This is a genomic window from Solibacillus isronensis, from assembly GCF_023715405.1.
GTDB lineage: Bacteria > Bacillota > Bacilli > Bacillales_A > Planococcaceae > Solibacillus > Solibacillus isronensis_B.
In genome coordinates this window covers 159,305-176,785 of the sequence record NZ_JAMBOC010000001.1, presented here as the reverse complement: position 1 = coordinate 176,785, position 17,481 = coordinate 159,305, and the positions used below count along the sequence as shown (strand labels likewise).

The window sequence follows — 17,481 nt, the reverse complement described above, 5'->3', positions numbered from 1 at the left end:
TAATATTAGCGCATAATTTAAAAGGAGCAACAACTATTTTAGTTCTACGACTGTAACACCGAATCCGCCTTCGCCCGCTTCACCATATCGGTATGATTTAACACGCTTATGATTTTTCAGGAAGCTTTGAATCCCTTGGCGTAATGCACCAGTCCCTTTACCGTGAATAATCGATACACGCGGATAGTTCGCTAATAACGCATCATCTAAATATTTTTCTGTGCGAATAAGTGCTTCTTCATATCGTTCCCCACGTAAATCAAGTTCAAGTTTTACAACGCTGTTGCGGTTTTTCACATTCATCATCGGACGAGTAGCCTGCTCTTTTTCTGGTTTCAAATACTCTAAATCAGATTCAGGCAGTTTCATTTTCAAAATACCGATTTGAACAACCCACTCATTTCCTGCTTTTTGCAGGAGTGAACCTTTTTGACCGTAGCTTAATACCTTCACTTCATCGCCTACTTGCAGATTTTGCTTACGCTCACGGGCAGCGACAGCCTTTTGAAGCACTTTATTGTTATCAATCGGTGCTGCATTATCTAAACGCTTTTTCGCATCGATTAACTCATGCTCTTTCACCGATAATGCGGCATTTTCTTTCATTTTTCTCAACTCTGTAATAATCGATTCCGCTTCTTTCTTCGCCTCATCGACAATTTTACGAGCCTTATCTTTCGCTTTTTTCTCCAGGTTTTCCTTTTTCTCATCATAAATACGAAGACGTTCTTCCAGCTCTGCCCGGATTTTTTGTGCGTCCTCCAGTAAAAGGTGAGCTTCGTCCGCTTCACGTTCAGATCGTAATCGGCTTTCTTCAAGTGAAGCAATCATAGACTCTACTTCATGACGGTCAGTACCCGTAAAGGATTTTGCATGGTCGATTACATTTGAACTTAATCCAAGACGTTTGGAAATTTCAAATGCATTCGAGCGACCTGGCACCCCGATCAGTAATCGATAAGTAGGGCTAAGTGTTTCAATATCGAATTCTACACTCGCGTTGACAACAGATGGACGGTTATAGCCATATGCCTTCAACTCCGGATAGTGAGAAGTTGCCATAACACGCGCACCGCGATCAACTGTTTCATCTAATATAGCAATTGCGAGTGCCGCACCTTCCTGCGGATCGGTACCTGCGCCAAGCTCATCAAATAATATTAACGATTTTTCATTAAATTTGCTTAAAATGTCTACTATATTCACCATATGAGAAGAGAAAGTTGATAATGACTGTTCAATGGACTGTTCATCACCAATATCAGCAAAAATTTGCTCAAACACAGCCAATTCAGAACCATCTAGTGCCGGAACAGGCAGTCCGCACTGTGCCATGATTGTACACAGTCCCACTGTTTTCAGTGTTACTGTTTTACCGCCTGTGTTTGGTCCAGTAATAACAATAGCTGTTACATCTCGTCCAAATTCAATCGTGTTTGCAACTGCTTCTTCAATTGGCAATAGCGGGTGTCGTGCACGGACTAGTCGTGTATAACCTTCTTTATTCATTTTCGGCATTGTGCATTTATTTGCTTGTCCGTATTTCCCTTTTGCTAAAATAACATCCAATTCTCCAAGTAACTGCACAAGAACAAATATTTCATGACCGACTTCCTGTACCTTTAATGTTAGCTCGGATAAAATGCGCTCGATTTCAGCCTTTTCTTTCACTTTAAGACGCTGCACTTCATTGTTCGCTTGAATCACTGCATCAGGCTCGATAAACAATGTTTGACCTGAAGCGGACTGATCGTGGACGATTCCGCCATAATGTGAACGATACTCTTGTTTTACAGGTATTACGAAGCGGTCATTACGAATTGTAATAATTGCGTCAGACAACATTTTTGTTGCATTCGAACCACGTGTGAGACTTTCCAGCTTTTGACGCACTTTAGATTCTTCTGAACGCAAGGACTGGCGAATTGAGCGTAATGCAGGACTTGCTGAATCAAGCACCGTGCCATTATCATCGATACAATCATTAATTTCGTGCTGCAATGCCGTCAAGACAGGCATTTGTTCTTTACGTTCGATAAAGTGCGGGATTTCAATTGTCTTTTCTGATTCGATATCTTCAATGAAATTTCGTAAAATTCGGCTTGCTCGTATTGTGCTTGCGATTTCCATTAATTCCATCGGGCTGAGCATACCGCCGATTTGTGAGCGTCGTGCATGTGGACGTACATCGAAAATACCGCCCAAAGGTACATTGCCTTTCACACGCAAAATCGCGAGTCCTTCGTCCATTTCTTCCAAAAGTTCTACAACTGTATCGTAATCCGTTTCCGGTACAAGTTCATCGATCGCTTGTTTACCGATAGAGTTTGTACAAAATGCCGCTACTTGCTCACGTACTTTATGAAATTCTAGTGTTTTCAATGCTCGTTGTTCGATCATGAGAACACCTCCTATTACTTTTCTTTATTTTTTAGTACACCTGTACTATGGAGTTGATTTCCATTCCGGGTTGGACGCTTTCCCATCAACTCGCTTTATCAACAATTAATCATTTATTTTTCGCAATAAATGCTTCGAACTTTTCTTTTGACCATGTGTTGACGATCAGGTCTTTTTTCAGCCATGCTTTTTGTGCGTATTTGACACCGATGTCCATAAAGCGCAATTGGTCAATTGCATGGGCGTCTGTATTGATGGCGATTGGTACATTTTTCTCCATTGCCAGCATCAAATATTCGATGCTTAAGTCCAGGCGATACGGATTAGCATTGAGTTCCAATATTTTACCATATTCTGCTGCCCATTCAATCAATAACGGTACGTCCGGGTCATAGCCTCCGCGCTGCCCGATGATACGTCCTGTCGGGTGAGCAATCATATGGACGTACGGATTTTCTACCGCTGTTTTTAAGCGCGCCATAATTTTGTCCTGCGATTGTGTAAAACTTGAATGAATCGATGCAATAACAAAATCCAGTTCTTTTAAAACATCATCACCAAAGTCTAATGTTCCATCAGGCAGAATATCCATTTCCGTACCTCTGTACAGTCGGAAACTTGGATTTGCTTCGTTAAATGCATAAATATCAAGCTTTTGCTGCTCAAGTCGTTCAGGTGTTAATCCATTTGCCACTTTTAAATATTGAGAGTGATCGGTAATGACTGCATGTGAATATCCGATATCCATTAAAGCTTGCCCCATCTCGCTAACTGAATGCGCGCCATCTGACCAAGTTGTATGCATATGAAGATCCGCTACGATATCTTTCAGCTTCACTAACCCGCTTAGCTCGTTCAGACGATCCAGCTCTTTCCCGCTTTCACGCACAGTCGGCGGAATAAATGGTAAGTTGAAATGCGCAAAAAACGCTTCTTCCGACTCAAATGTTACGACAGTACCGTCTTCTTGCTCGACACCATATTCACTGATTTTCTTCCCCATAGATTTAGCAAGCTGACGCATGCGTACATTATGGTCCTTCGATCCGGTGAAATGATGAAGTGCTGTTGCAAATTCTTCCCGAGTCACTAAACGGAAATCCACACTTACCGGTTCTTCACGGTCCAATATGACAGATACTTTTGTATCCCCTGCTGCAACGGTTTCTAATATTGCGAGTCGCGTTAAAATCGCTTCACGTACAACTTCATATTCCTTTGTTGCTATGATGAAATCAACATCTTTACTCGTTTCTGCAACGCGTCGGAAGCTCCCTGCAACCGAGAACAGCTCCACTTCAGGTAAACTTGCCAAAAGCTCGTTAATCTCCAATACGACAGGCTCGAGCTGCCAAATAGGTAAACGTTCCGCGCGGGAACCAAATGTTTCAAGCTCTTTTAAAATTTTTTCCTCTGTTTTTGCCGCAAATCCTGCAAGTCCCCTTACTTGACCTGCCTCACAAGCTGCCTTTAATGTGGCCGCATCAACTATGTTCAGTTCCTGATACAATTTGGCAAGCTTTTTACCACCTAATCCCGGTAGTTTCATCAACGGAATAAGCCCTTTCGGTACGATTGCCTCAAGCTCTTTCAATACAGTCGATTCCCCGATTTCCATCAGTTCCGTAATAACCGCTGCTGTTCCTTTACCGATCCCTTTAATTGCTGTAATATCATCGATTTCGCTTAGACTCCGCTCATCTGCTTCGAGAGCCGCTGCCGCTTTTCGAAAGGCGGATACTTTAAATGGATTTTCTGCCTGCAGTTCCATATATAACGCGATTTTTTCCAATGTACGAATAATAATTTTTTTGTTCATCATTATCTCTCCTTTAAAAAAGCTCCTCCCGGAAATCGAGAGAAGCATTCGCATGATTTTCAAATCAATTACGCCTCGGCATAATGGTGTCCAGAACCGGCTAAATATCTACGGTGCGCGGATAAGTCAGCTGTATTAGCATAATGCGATGCTTTTAGGTTGACTTCTTTTTTTAATAACCCCTTTTCCGAATTTAGGACACCCGCTGAAATAAGTTAATTCTTTTGTATATACCACCAATTTTGGAACATGCTCGTAATAAGCGGTGTATGCTCAAGTATGAGTCCTGCCAAAATTGAGCTGTCGATGAATGTTTGAATCGATTCCACCGGCAGTAATGCCACAACATACAGTCCAATAAATAGTACAAGATACATTTCAATAAATCCAAGAACTGCACCTAATACATAGTTTAACGAACTCAATACAGGTAAATACGTTAAAAAATCAAACATTGACCCGACAATTTGGAGGGCAATCTTTACTGCAAAGAAAATAATGGCAAACGCAAAGACGCGATAAAAAGTACGGTCAACATCGAGTGAATCCAGAACGAGCGTCATTGTTGAACCTTCTGTAAAGCCAGGATACGGAATCCATAAAACAAATTTTTCTGCTAGCGGCTTATAATAAATAATCGCTACAATGAGGGCAACAATAAAACTTCCGATATTAATAAGCTGAACAACGAACCCTCGTTTCGCTCCAACTATAAGACTAATGATAAAGACTGCGATAATAATTAAATCCAACATGTATGTCAACCCTTCAAATGTTTCAATTGTATTTCTAGTTTTTCAAATTGTTCTTTTAATAATAGATAATCGTGCACAGAATTAACGGCTGTTAATACAGCTAGCTTCGCTGTATCTAAAGATGGATTATGGGCACTGATTTCCCGCATTTTGTCGTCCACTAATGAAGCAACAAGACGCATATGGACCGATGATTCTGTTCCTACCATTTTATATGTATTACCATATATCTCTACGGAAATGCGATTCTTTTCTTGCTCAGCCAAAATAATCCCTCCAGAAAAATAAGTGAACAGTAACGAAAATACTTTCTTCGTTTTTGCCCAATAAAAGATTGAAAGCAAACCTGATTGATTCTATTATATAACGATGCCATTTTCCTATTGTACATCATAACATTTCCAATTTCACTATCGCAACACCATGTCCCGAATGTTCCTGTGAAAGAAGCATACATATGTAAGTTCCCCTTTTTTATTCAAAAAGCTATACTACATAGTAATACATTGTTTTTGAAAGGATCGATTATGACAAATATCGTTTTACTTTGCAGTGCTGAACAACAGCAATCAATTCAACATTTCTATAAAGATGCTCTTATTGAACGAAAGGCTCCTGGTGTTATTTTTGCGGTAAAACTTGCCGATACAGCTATTACTGCATATAAATCAGGAAAAGTTATGTTTCAAGGGGCTGGTGCAGAACGTGAAGCAGCACGCTGGGGGCAAACTGGTGCTCCAACGGCTAAAGTTGCCTCCACGAAAGGTGATACACTCCCGGACAATTTTGCAACATTATCTGTATTAGGTTCAGATGAAACCGGAACAGGCGATTACTTTGGTCCTGTAACTGTAGCTGCTGTCTATGTACCCGCAGATAAAATAGCGCTCGTCCAGGAACTAGGTGTGAAGGATTCCAAACAATTGACTGATGACTATATGCGACAAATTGCTCCGGATTTAATGAAGGTGTGCGTTCACAGTATTTTGACGCTGCGCAATGATAAATACAATGCAATTCAGGCACGCGGGTACTCGCAGGGAAAAATAAAAGCGCTGCTGCACAATCAGGCATTAAAGCATGTATTGACAAAAATAGCACCCGAAGCCCCGCAATATATTTTAATCGACCAGTTTGCAGAGCGCGGAATTTACTATAATCACATTAAAAATGAAAAAGAAATTGTCCGCCAAAATGTTCTGTTCTCGACTAAAGCCGAAAATCTGCATGTAGCTGTTGCTACTGCCTCGATATTGGCACGTTATGCATTTCTTAAAGAAATGGATCGTCTTGCAAAAGTGACAGGGTTCCCTCTTCAAAAAGGAGCGAGCGGCAAAGTCGATGAAATGGCCGCTAAAATTTGGCGAAAGCATGGCGAAGAGACACTTCGTTCCATGACGAAATGGCATTTTGCCAATACCGAAAAAGCACGCAAACTTCTGCAAAAGAGAAAATAGAAAAGGAGCTGCCGCCATTATTGGCACAGCTCCTTTTTTATTTTTCCATTACTGCAAAATAATTTTCCTCATCATCGGCAAAGTTGAACACTTTCCCGAAAGGCATCTTCATAAACTCCCCAACCGTAATTCCCTTTGCTTTAAAATCTTCATACAGTTCCTCTAAATTTTGTGCATAAAACATTAATGAAGGCGTAGATAAATTCAATTCTGGAGACATTTCTTCTATTTTCTTTTTATCATGCAATACAATGCTTGTTTGCGCTTCATCTTTTGGTGCAACCGTAATAATTCGCATGCCGTTATTGATGTCGGAAATTACAGTAAATCCTAATTTTTCAGTCCAAAACTTTTTTGACTGTTCCTGGTCTTCTACATACAACATGACTTGCCCTAATTGTTCAATCATTTTTCGAACTCCTTTTTATACAGCGTACTTTACTTTACCCAAGTATAACAAATAAAAAAACGGCAGGAATAGAAAACACCTGCCGTTACAATCATTTTATTTCTTTTCAGGAACTGGTCCCGTATAATCTTCACGTTTCGTCACATCAACGCGTTTAATAAATAAAGCTAACACTAATGCTACCACTGTAATCCCTGCTGCTACGAAGAAACTGTACGTAATTCCGTCCAGCATGGCCTGTTGCATTACTTGTGCTTGGGCTTGGGCGATTTGCTCAGCAGTCGGTTGTACTGCAGATGAAGCATTCGCTTGCATATCTGCTGCAATTTCTGCTGCACGTGTTTTTGTATGCGAGTTGAAAACTGTTACTAAAACAGCTGTACCAATTGCACCTGCTACTTGCTGAGCAGTATTGTTCATCGCTGTACCGTGCGGATTTAAACGGTTCGGCAAAGCATTTAAACCGTTTGTCATAATCGGCATCATAACCATGGAAATACCAAACATACGAATTGTATAAACTGAAATAATAAATAAGTAAGATGAATCAGCTTCAAGATAACCTAATCCAACAGTTGCTAATGTTGTAATCGTTAAGCCGATAACAGCCAAAATACGTGGCCCAAACCGGTCGAATAATTTCCCTGTAATTGGCGACATAATCCCCATTACAATTGCACCTGGCAACATCATTAATCCTGCTTCAAACGGTTCGATTCCGCGAACATTCTGCACATAAGCAGGTGTTAAAATCATCCCTGAGAACATCGCTACTGATAATACCATTGATACGACAGAAGCTAATGCGTATGAAGGGTATGTGTAAATACGTAAATCTAGCAACGGCTGCTCTAAACGGAATTGGCGAATGATAAACCATGCTAAACCAATTGCCCCTACAGTAATTGTTCCCCAAACTTCTACTGCTGACCAGCCAGCTGAACTAGCTGTACTGAAGCCGTATAATAATCCGCCAAAACCGATTGTAGACAATCCAATTGAAAGTATATCGATTTTAGCATCTCGGTTTGGAAGGACATCTTCCAGTTTCCAAACTGCCAGTAAAAGTGATAAAACGGCAATTGGAAGAATCATTTTGAAAAGAACGCTCCAGTCGTAATGTTCCACAATATACCCAGATAGTGTTGGTCCAATTGCTGGTGCCAGTACCATAACTAACCCGAACATCCCCATTGCCTGCCCGCGTTTTTCAACAGGGAAGCTAATAAGCATTACGTTCATTAAAACCGGTGCCATTGTTGCTGCACCAGCAGCCTGAATCATACGACCTGCCAATAAAAAACTGAAGCTAGGTGCAAATGAGGCCAATGCCGTACCAATAACGAAAATCGTCATTGATATAATGAATAAAGGTCGTGTTCTGAATTTTGTAATTAAGTACGCCGAAGCAGGAACCAATACCCCACTTACAAGCATATAGCCTGTCGCTAACCATTGTACTGTCGAATAATCTTTAATATCAAAAGCAGTCATAATAGACGGTAAAGCTACGTTTAATAATGTGTTATTTAAAAATGCTACAAACGCCCCGACAAATAATACGGCTATCATTAAATACGGGGGTTTTTTAAATGTTTTTACATCATGTGTCTGTTCCATAATTTTATTTCCCTTCCTCAATCTTTTAATCTTCCTATTTCTGTACTCGAACTATTTTATACTCAGAGTCCATTTAATTCAACAATTTTATACTCGCAGTCTAAAAACATTGCGAATACGCGCTTTAAACAGTAGAATGAGAGTACAATTTAGAGTATACAGTACAAAAAAAACTCACTTTTATTACGTTATATGCACAGCAAATCGTTTTAATTGTTATGGAGGAAGTTCATGAATCAACGAAAAAGACAGGTACTTGATAGTGCATTGCAGCTTTTTATCGAAAAGGGCTTTCATGAAACATCAATACAGGACATTTTAGACAAAGCGCTTATTTCAAAAGGGACATTTTATAATTATTTCTCATCTAAAGTGGAATGTTTTATATCGATTATGGAACAGACCCGATACGAAGCAAGCTTATTACGCCACGAAATGCTGCTAAATCAAGATATTACCGATGAAAACTTATTATTGGAACAAATTCTCGTTCTTATGCAAATTAATAAAAAGCAAAACTTAGTATCCGTGTTCGAAAATATCTTTCAATCAAATGACAAGGAGCTCCGTCAATTATTGGAACGCTATCGCCAATTGGAAATCGAGTGGGTATCCAATCGTTTTACAGATATTTTTGGCGAGGAAGTCCGCCCTTATTCTCTTGAGCTTGCCATTTTATATTTTGCGATGGTTCACCATTTAACCTATTCCCACCGTCTCTTCTACAGTGAAATGATCGACCAAAAGAAAATTTTGCGAATTGCATTACGGAACGTTAAAGCAATTTATCCAATTATGTTGGAAAATGGTGAAATCCTCATTACACAGGATGCCCTTCAACTTGTCGAAGAGAAAAAAATTTACCAGTCGATTACAAAGAACGATTTAATCGAAAAGGTCCAAGGGTTCCTTGACCAGTTAAAACTGGATACTGACAATGAGGTAGGGGCTCAATTCACTGAAAGTATTCTGGATGAACTGCAGCGTAATGAGTTACGTCTTGCTGTTATCGAAACTTTGCTTAAACCTTTCCGTGAAGCTTTTGCAAACACACCGCATGCCGGGGAAAATGTCGAACTTGCAAATTTATTATGGTACTTTATCAAAAACGGGGACAAGAAGTAACTTACATCTGATTCTTTCAACAATAAAAGTCGTATTGAACGTTATCTGTTCAATACGACTTTTTATTAGTTATTGCTCGTCGAGATGTGTACTTTCAATTGCTTGCCCTTAATCGGCGTTGTTTTCATCGCTTTTAACACAAGATTGCCTTTACCATTTAAAATTTCTACGAATGTAGAGGTATCCAGAATCGTAATAATGCCGATATCTGCAGCGGTCATCCCCGGAATTTTTGCAATCGTTCCGACAAAATCAACAGCACGCAGCTTTTTCTTCTTACCGCCATTAAAATAGAGCTTCGTAATATTTGCATCGACTTTGGCATTCTTTTGTTTTTTCTTTTGTGGTCGGCTTTGCATTTTTTTGTCAAATGCCTCCGCCTTTGCCTCTACTTCTTCATGTGTCGGCAAGTCCATCTTCGGAATCGAAAATCCGATCAGGTCTTCAATCCCTGCCAGGAAGTCATGTTCAAACGGGGTAACAAATGTAACAGCCTTCCCTTCCTTGCCGGCACGTCCTGTTCGGCCCGTACGATGTACATATGCTTCCTTTTCCATCGGCAAATCATAGTTAATTACCAACGAAATGTTCTCGATATCAATACCGCGCGCCGCAACATCTGTTGCCACTAAATAGCGGAAGTCACCGCGCTTATAGTCATTCATGACAAGTAGACGAGTTGACTGGTCCATACCCCCGTGCAGCTTATCGACGCTGTATTCACGGTCATATAAATAATCGTGCAATGCATCGACACGATCTTTCGTACGGCAGAAAATAATACACGTATCCGGATTTTCCACAACCGCAATTTTTTCGACAGCAGCTGTTTTTTCATCGTCCTGTACTTCAATAACCGCATGCTCAATTTTTGGCGCAGCCTCTTCCGAACGTACTTCGATATCAACCGGGTCTTTTAAATAATTGGATGCCAGCTTTTTTATCGTATCCGGTACTGTCGCTGAAAACAGCATTGTTACTTCACGATGTTCCACATGAGCCAATATCGCTTCAACTTGCTCGATGAAGCCCATGTTTAGCATCTCATCTGCTTCATCAAGGACAACATAGCGAATTTTATCAAGCTTCAATGTTCCCTTTTCGATATGATCCAGTACGCGTCCCGGAGTACCAACTGCAATATGTGTTTTTTGCTTCAATTCGTCCTGCTGATAACGGAACGGCTGCTTTCCGTATAATGCGGTAGCTTTAATACGTTTGTAACGTCCAATATTGGTAAACTCTTCTTTTACTTGGACAGCCAATTCACGTGTCGGTGTTAGTACTAGTGCTTGTGGCTTGTTTTCAATCCAATCAATATTTTCGCAAATCGGGATTGCAAATGCAGCAGTTTTTCCGCTTCCTGTTTGTGCTTTAACAATTAGATCTTGTTCCTTTAATGCATGGGGCAGCACTTTTTGCTGAACTTCAGTCGGTGTGCTGTAATCCAAATCTTTAAGCGCACCCTGTAATTCTGGTGATAATGGATAGTCGTTAAAATTAGTTGTCATATTTATTCCTCATTTTCTTCTATTAATGAATGATTCCCGGATCAACAATAGCGATAAATTTTCTCGTTGCTTTTGAAAGTGAAACATTTTTTAAATGGACAATCCCTAAATTACGCTTAGGAATTGGTTGTTGGAGTTCAATTTCATATAAAAGCCCTTTATCCAAGTAATCTGTCGCAAATTCCTTTGTTACACTTGCGACACCTAAATTAATTTTTGCAAATTCCAATACTAAATCATGTGAGCCTAACTCGAATTCAGGTGAAATTGTATAGCCCTGTTCTTTTAAATAGTTTTCCACATAATTACGAGAGTTTGCCTTTTTCTCCAAAAAAATTAACGGCAGCTTCATGAGCATATCTAGGCGAATTGGCTTCTTTGATAAATTTTTATATTTTTGTCCGCACACAAATATATCATGAATTTCCTTACAAGGGATAACTTGAAGCTGTGGATCTTGAATCGGCAAGTTGCATATGCCCAAATCCGCTTCACCAGATTTAATAAAAGCTAATATTTCATTCGTTGTACCGTTTAAAACCTTTAGTTTAATGCCAGGATATTTAATATGGAATGCCTCTAAATAAGGCAGTAAAAAGTATCTTGAAATCGTATCCCCAACTCCGATACGTAAAACGCCTGTACGCAGATTTTTAAATTCTGCGATTTTCTCTTCACCCGCGTCTAAAATACCAAGAGCGGAATTGACATATTCGTGTAACAATTCGCCTTCTTCAGTTAAGGTTACCCCTTTTGGCGTTCGGTTAAATAAAATTGTATCAAGTTCTTTCTCAAGTTTTGAAATAGACTGGCTAACGGCCGGCTGTGTCATATATAAAGCCGTTGCTGCCTTTGAAAAACTTTTACTTCGACTTACTTCATTGAAAATACGATATGCTTCCAATTTTATTATCATATAACCCTCACTTATATCTGATATTAGAAATATTAATTTTACTTATATCACATGAACAGGTTATAGTAAACATTGTGAGATTACTTATGTTTTGCTTAACAGTAAGCAAAAGCAATTAAAATATAACTTACAGCTATTGAAGGAGAGATTATTTTGGAACGTGTAGTAGGAACGGTTGTACGAGGTCTTCGTGGCCCAATTATTAATGAAGGGGACGATATTGTTCAAATCGTTGTTGATACAGCGTTAAATGCTGCAAAGACAGAAGGCTATGAAATTGAGGATCGTGATATTGTGACAGTGACAGAATCTGTTGTTGCACGTGCACAAGGTAACTACGCTAAAATTTCAGATATCGCATCTGATGTAAAAGCAAAATTCGGTGATGACACTGTAGGTGTGATTTTCCCGATTCTTTCGCGTAACCGCTTCTCTAACATTTTAAAAGGAATTGCAGCAGGTACAAAGAAAATCGTCCTTATGCTAAGCTACCCATCTGATGAAGTGGGCAACCATTTAGTATCATTGGATGAACTAGATGAAAAAGGTATCAACCCATGGACTGATGTGCTGACAGAAGCTGAATTCCGTGGCCATTTCGGTTATAACAAACATACATTTACAGGTGTAGACTACATCGAATATTATAAAGAATTAATCGTCGAACAAGGTGCTGAAGTTGAAGTCATCTTCTCGAACAATGCAAAAACAATTTTAGATTATACGAAAAGCATTTTAACTTGCGATATTCACTCTCGCTTCCGTACAAAACGTATTTTAAAAGCTGCTGGAGCAGAAAAAGTTTATGGTCTTGATAACATTTTAGCTGAATCTGTAAACGGATCTGGTTCTAACTCTAATTACGGGTTACTTGGATCAAACAAATCGACAGAAGATAGTGTGAAATTATTCCCGGACAAATGCCAACCAATCGTTGATGACATCCAGGCGAAAATTTTAGCGGCTACAGGGAAACTTGTAGAAGTAATGATCTACGGTGACGGTGCATTTAAAGATCCAGTTGGCCAAATTTGGGAACTTGCAGACCCTGTTGTATCACCTGCTTACACGCCAGGTCTTGACGGTACTCCGAACGAAATCAAGTTGAAGTATTTAGCGGACAATGATTTCTCTAACTTGCATGGTGAAGAATTAAAATCAGCAATCAAAGAATATATTAACAACAAGGAAGAAGATTTAACTGGTAATATGGCGGCTCAAGGTACAACACCTCGTAAGCTGACAGATTTAATCGGTTCATTATCTGACTTAACTTCAGGTTCAGGCGATAAAGGAACACCAATGATCTACATCCAAGGGTATTTCGATAACTATACAAAATAAAAAACATAAAGACTCATTTCCGTCAGTGGAATTTGAGTCTTTTATTTCGTATTTAAATTGATAAAAAAAAACGGTGCAAATTTTAAATTTCAAAATTTGCACCGTTATTTTATTTAAGCTTACTTTTCAATACCTTCTGTCCATTTGTTTACAACATCCTGGTTTTCTTCAACCCATTGTTGTGCTGCTTCTGCAGGTTTTGTTCCTGAGTAAATGTTCAGCATAACTTCTTCGATATCTTCTGTTGTCCATTCAAAGGCATCTAAAATCTTGAAAGCGTCAGGTGACTCTTTTTCTAAGTTTTGACGCACAAATGTGTGAATGCTTTCTTCTCCGCCGAATACGCCTTCAGGATCTTCCAAATATTTTAAATCATAATTGGCAAATTTCCAGTGTGGGCTCCAGCCTGTCACAACGATATCTTCCTCATTTTTAATCGCTTGTTCTAAAGCAACTGTCATCGCACCCGATGATGATGGTTGTAATGACCATGATTCCAGGTTTGGATATGTTTCAAGTGCTCTTTCAGCAGCTGCAACTACACCTGCACCCGCTTCAATACCTGTAATTGTTGAGGCCGCTTCTGTCGATAAATCAGCAATTGATGTTGCTTCCATATAACTTGGTACAACTAATCCAATTTTCGCACCTTGTAAGTTTGGTCCTAAATCTTCTACATCTGCCCCGTATTTTTCATACTGTGAAGCATGTGTAGCAGGTAACCAGCCAGATACCATTGCATCTGCTTCACCTTTAGAAACTGCTTCCCACATGATGGCATTATCCAATGGTGTAATGTCAACTTTATAGCCGACACTTTCCAGTACTTCTGCCACTACATAAGTAGAGGCAACTTCTGAATCCCATTCTACATAGGCTAATTCGATTGAACCTAGATCTTCTTTAGATGACGTTTCTTTTTTCTCTGTTGTGTCATCTCCACACGCAGCTAATAATAGCGCCGCACTCATTGCTGTTGCTGCAGGCATCCATTTTAATTTTTTCATTTTATTTTCCCCCATTTGATTTTTGTTTATTTAAACTTTGTGTTAAACGGTCTACGATAATAGCGAAGATTACAAGACTGATCCCCGCAACAAATCCATTACCGATTTGTGCTCTTTGTAGAGCCGATAATACTTCTCGACCTAAACCAGGTGCACCGATCATCGATGCAATAACGACCATCGATAATGATAAAAGTACCGTTTGGTTAATACCGGCCATAATTGTAGATTTTGAAAGTGGCAATTCTACTTTTACTAATTTTTGAGTGAAAGTACTACCATAAGAGTCCGCCGCTTCGATTAAATGAGTCGGAACTTGACGGATACCGAGATTTGTAAAACGTACAGTTGGTGGTAATGCGAAGATAACTGAAGCAAATACACCTGGTACGACACCAATCCCGAAAAATGCAACGGCTGGGATTAAATATACGAACCCTGGCATTGTTTGCATAAAGTCTAAAATTGGTTTTAAAATTTCTTCTACTACTTTTGATTTCGACATTAGAATTCCAAGTGGTATACCGATTACAATCGCGATTAAACTAGAGAACAGCACGAGTGTAAATGTATTCATAAGCTGATCCCATAAGCCTTGGTTTAAGATGAACAGTAAACCAATGATTGAAAAGAGGGCTAAACCGAATTTTTTGCCTGTTGCGAAAAACGCTAGTACAGCAATGATTAAAATAAATACATACGGTGGAATCGCTGTTAATGTGGATGTTACAAAATCCATTAAATCTTCACCGTTGTTCTGAATGAAACGGAATTGAGCAGAAAACGTATCAGTAACAAAATCCATCAGTTTCTCAACATTTTCTGCAATCGGTAATGGTGTTGCCAAATTTAAAAGTTTACTCATTGTCTACACCCCCGTTTTTTTCAGAGGCTAACGACTCTAAAACAACTCCACGGATTAAGACTCCGCGCAGTTTTCCCTCTTCGACTACTGCTAATGGTGTCGGAGAATCGGAAATAACCGATAAAACATCCTGAATAATTGTAGATGGCTCCACTATCGGCATATCGTTACGTAAAATTGATTGCAGTGATTTTTCACCGGATTGCGCAAGCTCCAGAGCATCATTTGCAGTAATATAACCTAAATATTTTCGGGCTTTATCTACTGCGAGCAGGACACTAACTTTATCTTCTCTCATACGCTGCAACGCAACTTTTGGCCCTTCATGATCAATTTGAATGGTCATCGGACGAATCATCGCATTTTCTGCCGTCAATACTTTCGAACGGTCTACATCTTCCAGGAATGAACGGACATATTCATTTGCAGGGTTTGTCAAAATTTCTTCCCCTGTTCCTACTTGCATGATCTTTCCATCCTTCATAATGGCAATACGATCCCCAATACGAAGTGCTTCATTTAAATCATGTGTAATAAAGACAATGGTTTTTTGTAAATTAGCTTGTAACTCCAATAGCTCATCTTGCATCTCTTTACGAATGAGCGGATCAAGAGCAGAAAAAGCTTCATCCATTAATATGATTTCTGTATCATTTGCCAACGCCCGTGCAAGTCCTACACGCTGCTGCATACCACCTGATAATTGATCTGGATACTGGTCTTTATAGGAGAGCAACCCTGCATTCTGTAAAGCCTTTTCTGCTTTTAATCGTCTTTCCTCTTTTGGAACGCCTCTGACTTCCAGGCCATACTCTGCATTTTGTAAAATGGTACGTTGCGGGAATAATGCGAAGTTTTGAAACACCATGCTCATTTTTTCCCTGCGAACTAGCTGCAGGCTCTTTTTATTGAGCTTTGTAATATTTTGATCATCTATATAAATATCACCACTCGTTGGTTGAATGAGACGATTGAGTAAACGGATTAATGTAGACTTCCCACTTCCTGAGAGCCCCATGATTACGAAAATCTCACCCTCTTCAATTGTCAAACTAGCTTCATATACACCTACAGTAGCATTTGTCTCTTTTAATATCTGTTCTTTGGATTTTTCTTGCTTCACGAGCTTTAATGCCTGTGATGTATTTTTTCCAAATACTTTAGTGACTCGGTCAATTTTAATTTTCCCCATAATCCACTTCCTAATATAATTAATTTCATGCTAGTAACAACTTTATATTTATCTCAGGTTGTTAAAAGCAACAACTTTTATATTAATATACGTTGTTACTATTGTCAAATAAGAATTGATTTTTTTGCTCCTCTATCTAGAAATAAAGTCCCTTAAACAGAAAAAACTACTCCCGAAATACAATGAGGGAGTAGTTTGTTTTTGTTATAAATTTGACGACCTTTATCTATTCTGATCGAAAGTTGTTACTTTCTAACTGTAAAAAGTGTTTTACATTCGAATAACATTCTTCTTTACCAATAAAAAATAATGTATCTCCGGCAGAGAGTGTTGCGTATGGACCAGGCGAAACAATTAGCTCATGATCTTTTTTGATGCCAATTATTGTAGCACCCGTTTCCTGCCAGAAATTGATTTCGCCAACATTTTTCGATAGGAATGGGCAATTTTCAGTAATATCGATTTGAAAAGGTACAAACGGGTTTATCGATTGATAGCGGCTAGTCCGATTGACCATTTCTCCTAATGTATCCTGGAAATGATGCAACTCATCAATTTGGCGTTCAATACTGTCGGTTAATTGTTTTTGTAAATCTCTTATTGATTTAACGCCAGTTAACCGTTGAATGTATTTAGCAGCATTTTCATAGGAAACGATGACAACACCGCTCCCCTTTGTCGCTTCTACTATATTTAGATCCTGTAGAACGGCAATCGCTCGTCTCGCGGTTTCTGATGAAACACTGTATTGAGATGCCAGCGATGAACGGGCATAAATCTTTTCCCCGACAACATATTTTTTTTCAACAATTTTAGCGGCAATATCTTCTGCTATTACTTGATATTTGGGCTGCTTAATTTGGATTTTCTTCTCCATTATTTGCACTCCTTTGTGCTGTGTTCAGTATGCATAAGCAAAATTCCTATATTTATACTATATCGAAATTATATACCTTTTTATAAAAACAACAAATAGTTCGCTGATTTTAAACAGTTTCATTTCAATAAATTGAATTAAAATATAGGTATTTTTTTCTGTTAAATACTAACAATAACATTAT

General features: G+C 39.0%; 15 protein-coding genes. 3 read left to right on the top strand and 12 right to left on the bottom strand.

Features of this window, described 5'->3' with window-relative positions; all coding sequences use genetic code 11:
• Nucleotides 1-33 precede the first annotated feature (33 nt).
• From M3166_RS00805 to zapA, 4 genes are all read right to left on the bottom strand, one after another.
• Nucleotides 34-2,400: an endonuclease MutS2 gene (locus M3166_RS00805; RefSeq protein WP_251686552.1), complete on the bottom strand. Its 2,367-nt coding sequence runs from the start codon at nucleotides 2,398-2,400 to the stop codon at nucleotides 34-36.
• Nucleotides 2,401-2,509: 109 nt separating this feature from the next.
• The gene (gene polX, locus M3166_RS00800) at nucleotides 2,510-4,219 is read right to left on the bottom strand and encodes a DNA polymerase/3'-5' exonuclease PolX (protein ID WP_251686551.1); all 1,710 of its coding nucleotides are present in this window, start codon (nucleotides 4,217-4,219) and stop codon (nucleotides 2,510-2,512) included.
• A gap of 215 nt (nucleotides 4,220-4,434) precedes the next feature.
• The gene (locus M3166_RS00795; protein WP_251686550.1) at nucleotides 4,435-4,974 is read right to left on the bottom strand and encodes a CvpA family protein; all 540 of its coding nucleotides are present in this window, start codon (nucleotides 4,972-4,974) and stop codon (nucleotides 4,435-4,437) included.
• 5 nt (nucleotides 4,975-4,979) lie between these two features.
• Nucleotides 4,980-5,240, bottom strand: a complete 261-nt coding sequence (gene zapA, locus M3166_RS00790; protein ID WP_008405018.1) for a cell division protein ZapA — start codon at nucleotides 5,238-5,240, stop codon at nucleotides 4,980-4,982.
• Between the two features lie 261 nt (nucleotides 5,241-5,501).
• On the opposite strand from zapA, the gene rnhC reads away from it, so the two are divergent.
• Nucleotides 5,502-6,431 carry a ribonuclease HIII gene (gene rnhC, locus M3166_RS00785; RefSeq protein WP_251686549.1) on the top strand — a complete coding sequence of 310 codons (930 nt, stop codon included), beginning with the start codon at nucleotides 5,502-5,504 and terminating at the stop codon, nucleotides 6,429-6,431.
• A gap of 37 nt (nucleotides 6,432-6,468) precedes the next feature.
• Here the strand turns inward: rnhC and M3166_RS00780 are convergent, their stop codons facing one another.
• Nucleotides 6,469-6,840 (bottom strand): VOC family protein, encoded by a 372-nt coding sequence (locus M3166_RS00780; RefSeq protein WP_251686548.1) that lies wholly within the window; start codon nucleotides 6,838-6,840, stop codon nucleotides 6,469-6,471.
• 96 nt (nucleotides 6,841-6,936) lie between these two features.
• Nucleotides 6,937-8,460, bottom strand: a complete 1,524-nt coding sequence (locus tag M3166_RS00775; protein WP_251686547.1) for a DHA2 family efflux MFS transporter permease subunit — start codon at nucleotides 8,458-8,460, stop codon at nucleotides 6,937-6,939.
• A 231-nt stretch (nucleotides 8,461-8,691) separates the two neighbouring features.
• Here M3166_RS00775 and M3166_RS00770 point away from each other — a divergent pair, with 231 nt between their 5' ends.
• A complete protein-coding gene (locus M3166_RS00770) occupies nucleotides 8,692-9,585 on the top strand; it encodes a TetR/AcrR family transcriptional regulator (protein WP_251686546.1) in 894 nt (297 codons plus the stop codon).
• Between the two features lie 65 nt (nucleotides 9,586-9,650).
• On the opposite strand, the gene M3166_RS00765 is transcribed toward M3166_RS00770, so the two are convergent.
• Together M3166_RS00765 and M3166_RS00760 are read right to left on the bottom strand one after the other, a co-directional pair.
• Nucleotides 9,651-11,096: a DEAD/DEAH box helicase gene (locus M3166_RS00765; protein WP_251686545.1), complete on the bottom strand. Its 1,446-nt coding sequence runs from the start codon at nucleotides 11,094-11,096 to the stop codon at nucleotides 9,651-9,653.
• Between the two features lie 22 nt (nucleotides 11,097-11,118).
• Nucleotides 11,119-12,012 (bottom strand): LysR family transcriptional regulator, encoded by an 894-nt coding sequence (locus tag M3166_RS00760; RefSeq protein ID WP_251686544.1) that lies wholly within the window; start codon nucleotides 12,010-12,012, stop codon nucleotides 11,119-11,121.
• Between the two features lie 153 nt (nucleotides 12,013-12,165).
• On the opposite strand from M3166_RS00760, the gene M3166_RS00755 reads away from it, so the two are divergent.
• Nucleotides 12,166-13,356 (top strand): coenzyme F420-0:L-glutamate ligase, encoded by a 1,191-nt coding sequence (locus M3166_RS00755; RefSeq protein ID WP_251686543.1) that lies wholly within the window; start codon nucleotides 12,166-12,168, stop codon nucleotides 13,354-13,356.
• A gap of 119 nt (nucleotides 13,357-13,475) precedes the next feature.
• On the opposite strand, the gene M3166_RS00750 is transcribed toward M3166_RS00755, so the two are convergent.
• The 4 genes from M3166_RS00750 to M3166_RS00735 all read right to left on the bottom strand — a co-directional run bounded on the left by M3166_RS00750 (nucleotide 13,476) and on the right by M3166_RS00735 (nucleotide 17,297).
• Nucleotides 13,476-14,363 (bottom strand): glycine betaine ABC transporter substrate-binding protein, encoded by an 888-nt coding sequence (locus tag M3166_RS00750; protein WP_251686542.1) that lies wholly within the window; start codon nucleotides 14,361-14,363, stop codon nucleotides 13,476-13,478.
• Nucleotide 14,364: 1 nt separating this feature from the next.
• Complete coding sequence (locus tag M3166_RS00745; protein ID WP_251686541.1) at nucleotides 14,365-15,228, bottom strand: ABC transporter permease; 864 nt, start codon at nucleotides 15,226-15,228, stop codon at nucleotides 14,365-14,367.
• A complete protein-coding gene (locus M3166_RS00740) occupies nucleotides 15,221-16,420 on the bottom strand; it encodes a quaternary amine ABC transporter ATP-binding protein (RefSeq protein WP_251686540.1) in 1,200 nt (399 codons plus the stop codon). Before M3166_RS00740 ends, M3166_RS00745 begins: the two co-directional genes overlap by 8 nt.
• Before the next feature lie 226 nt (nucleotides 16,421-16,646).
• Nucleotides 16,647-17,297, bottom strand: coding sequence for a TrkA C-terminal domain-containing protein (locus tag M3166_RS00735; protein WP_079528304.1), 651 nt, complete (start codon nucleotides 17,295-17,297; stop codon nucleotides 16,647-16,649).
• Between the last annotated feature and the right edge of the window lie 184 nt (nucleotides 17,298-17,481).

What these genes read in the sequence shown, in the direction of transcription:
- M3166_RS00795 (WP_251686550.1), bottom strand. Translation starts at nt 4,974, where the DNA reads ATGTTGGATTTAATTATTATCGCAGTCTTTATCATTAGTCTTATAGTT.
- M3166_RS00750 (WP_251686542.1), bottom strand. Translation starts at nt 14,363, where the DNA reads ATGAAAAAATTAAAATGGATGCCTGCAGCAACAGCAATGAGTGCGGCG.
- M3166_RS00775 (WP_251686547.1), bottom strand. Translation starts at nt 8,460, where the DNA reads ATGGAACAGACACATGATGTAAAAACATTTAAAAAACCCCCGTATTTA.
- M3166_RS00805 (WP_251686552.1), bottom strand. Translation starts at nt 2,400, where the DNA reads ATGATCGAACAACGAGCATTGAAAACACTAGAATTTCATAAAGTACGT.
- M3166_RS00745 (WP_251686541.1), bottom strand. Translation starts at nt 15,228, where the DNA reads ATGAGTAAACTTTTAAATTTGGCAACACCATTACCGATTGCAGAAAAT.
- M3166_RS00765 (WP_251686545.1), bottom strand. Translation starts at nt 11,096, where the DNA reads ATGACAACTAATTTTAACGACTATCCATTATCACCAGAATTACAGGGT.
- M3166_RS00735 (WP_079528304.1), bottom strand. Translation starts at nt 17,297, where the DNA reads ATGGAGAAGAAAATCCAAATTAAGCAGCCCAAATATCAAGTAATAGCA.
- M3166_RS00770 (WP_251686546.1), top strand. Translation starts at nt 8,692, where the DNA reads ATGAATCAACGAAAAAGACAGGTACTTGATAGTGCATTGCAGCTTTTT.
- M3166_RS00760 (WP_251686544.1), bottom strand. Translation starts at nt 12,012, where the DNA reads ATGATAATAAAATTGGAAGCATATCGTATTTTCAATGAAGTAAGTCGA.
- M3166_RS00780 (WP_251686548.1), bottom strand. Translation starts at nt 6,840, where the DNA reads ATGATTGAACAATTAGGGCAAGTCATGTTGTATGTAGAAGACCAGGAA.
- polX (WP_251686551.1), bottom strand. Translation starts at nt 4,219, where the DNA reads ATGAACAAAAAAATTATTATTCGTACATTGGAAAAAATCGCGTTATAT.
- rnhC (WP_251686549.1), top strand. Translation starts at nt 5,502, where the DNA reads ATGACAAATATCGTTTTACTTTGCAGTGCTGAACAACAGCAATCAATT.
- M3166_RS00740 (WP_251686540.1), bottom strand. Translation starts at nt 16,420, where the DNA reads ATGGGGAAAATTAAAATTGACCGAGTCACTAAAGTATTTGGAAAAAAT.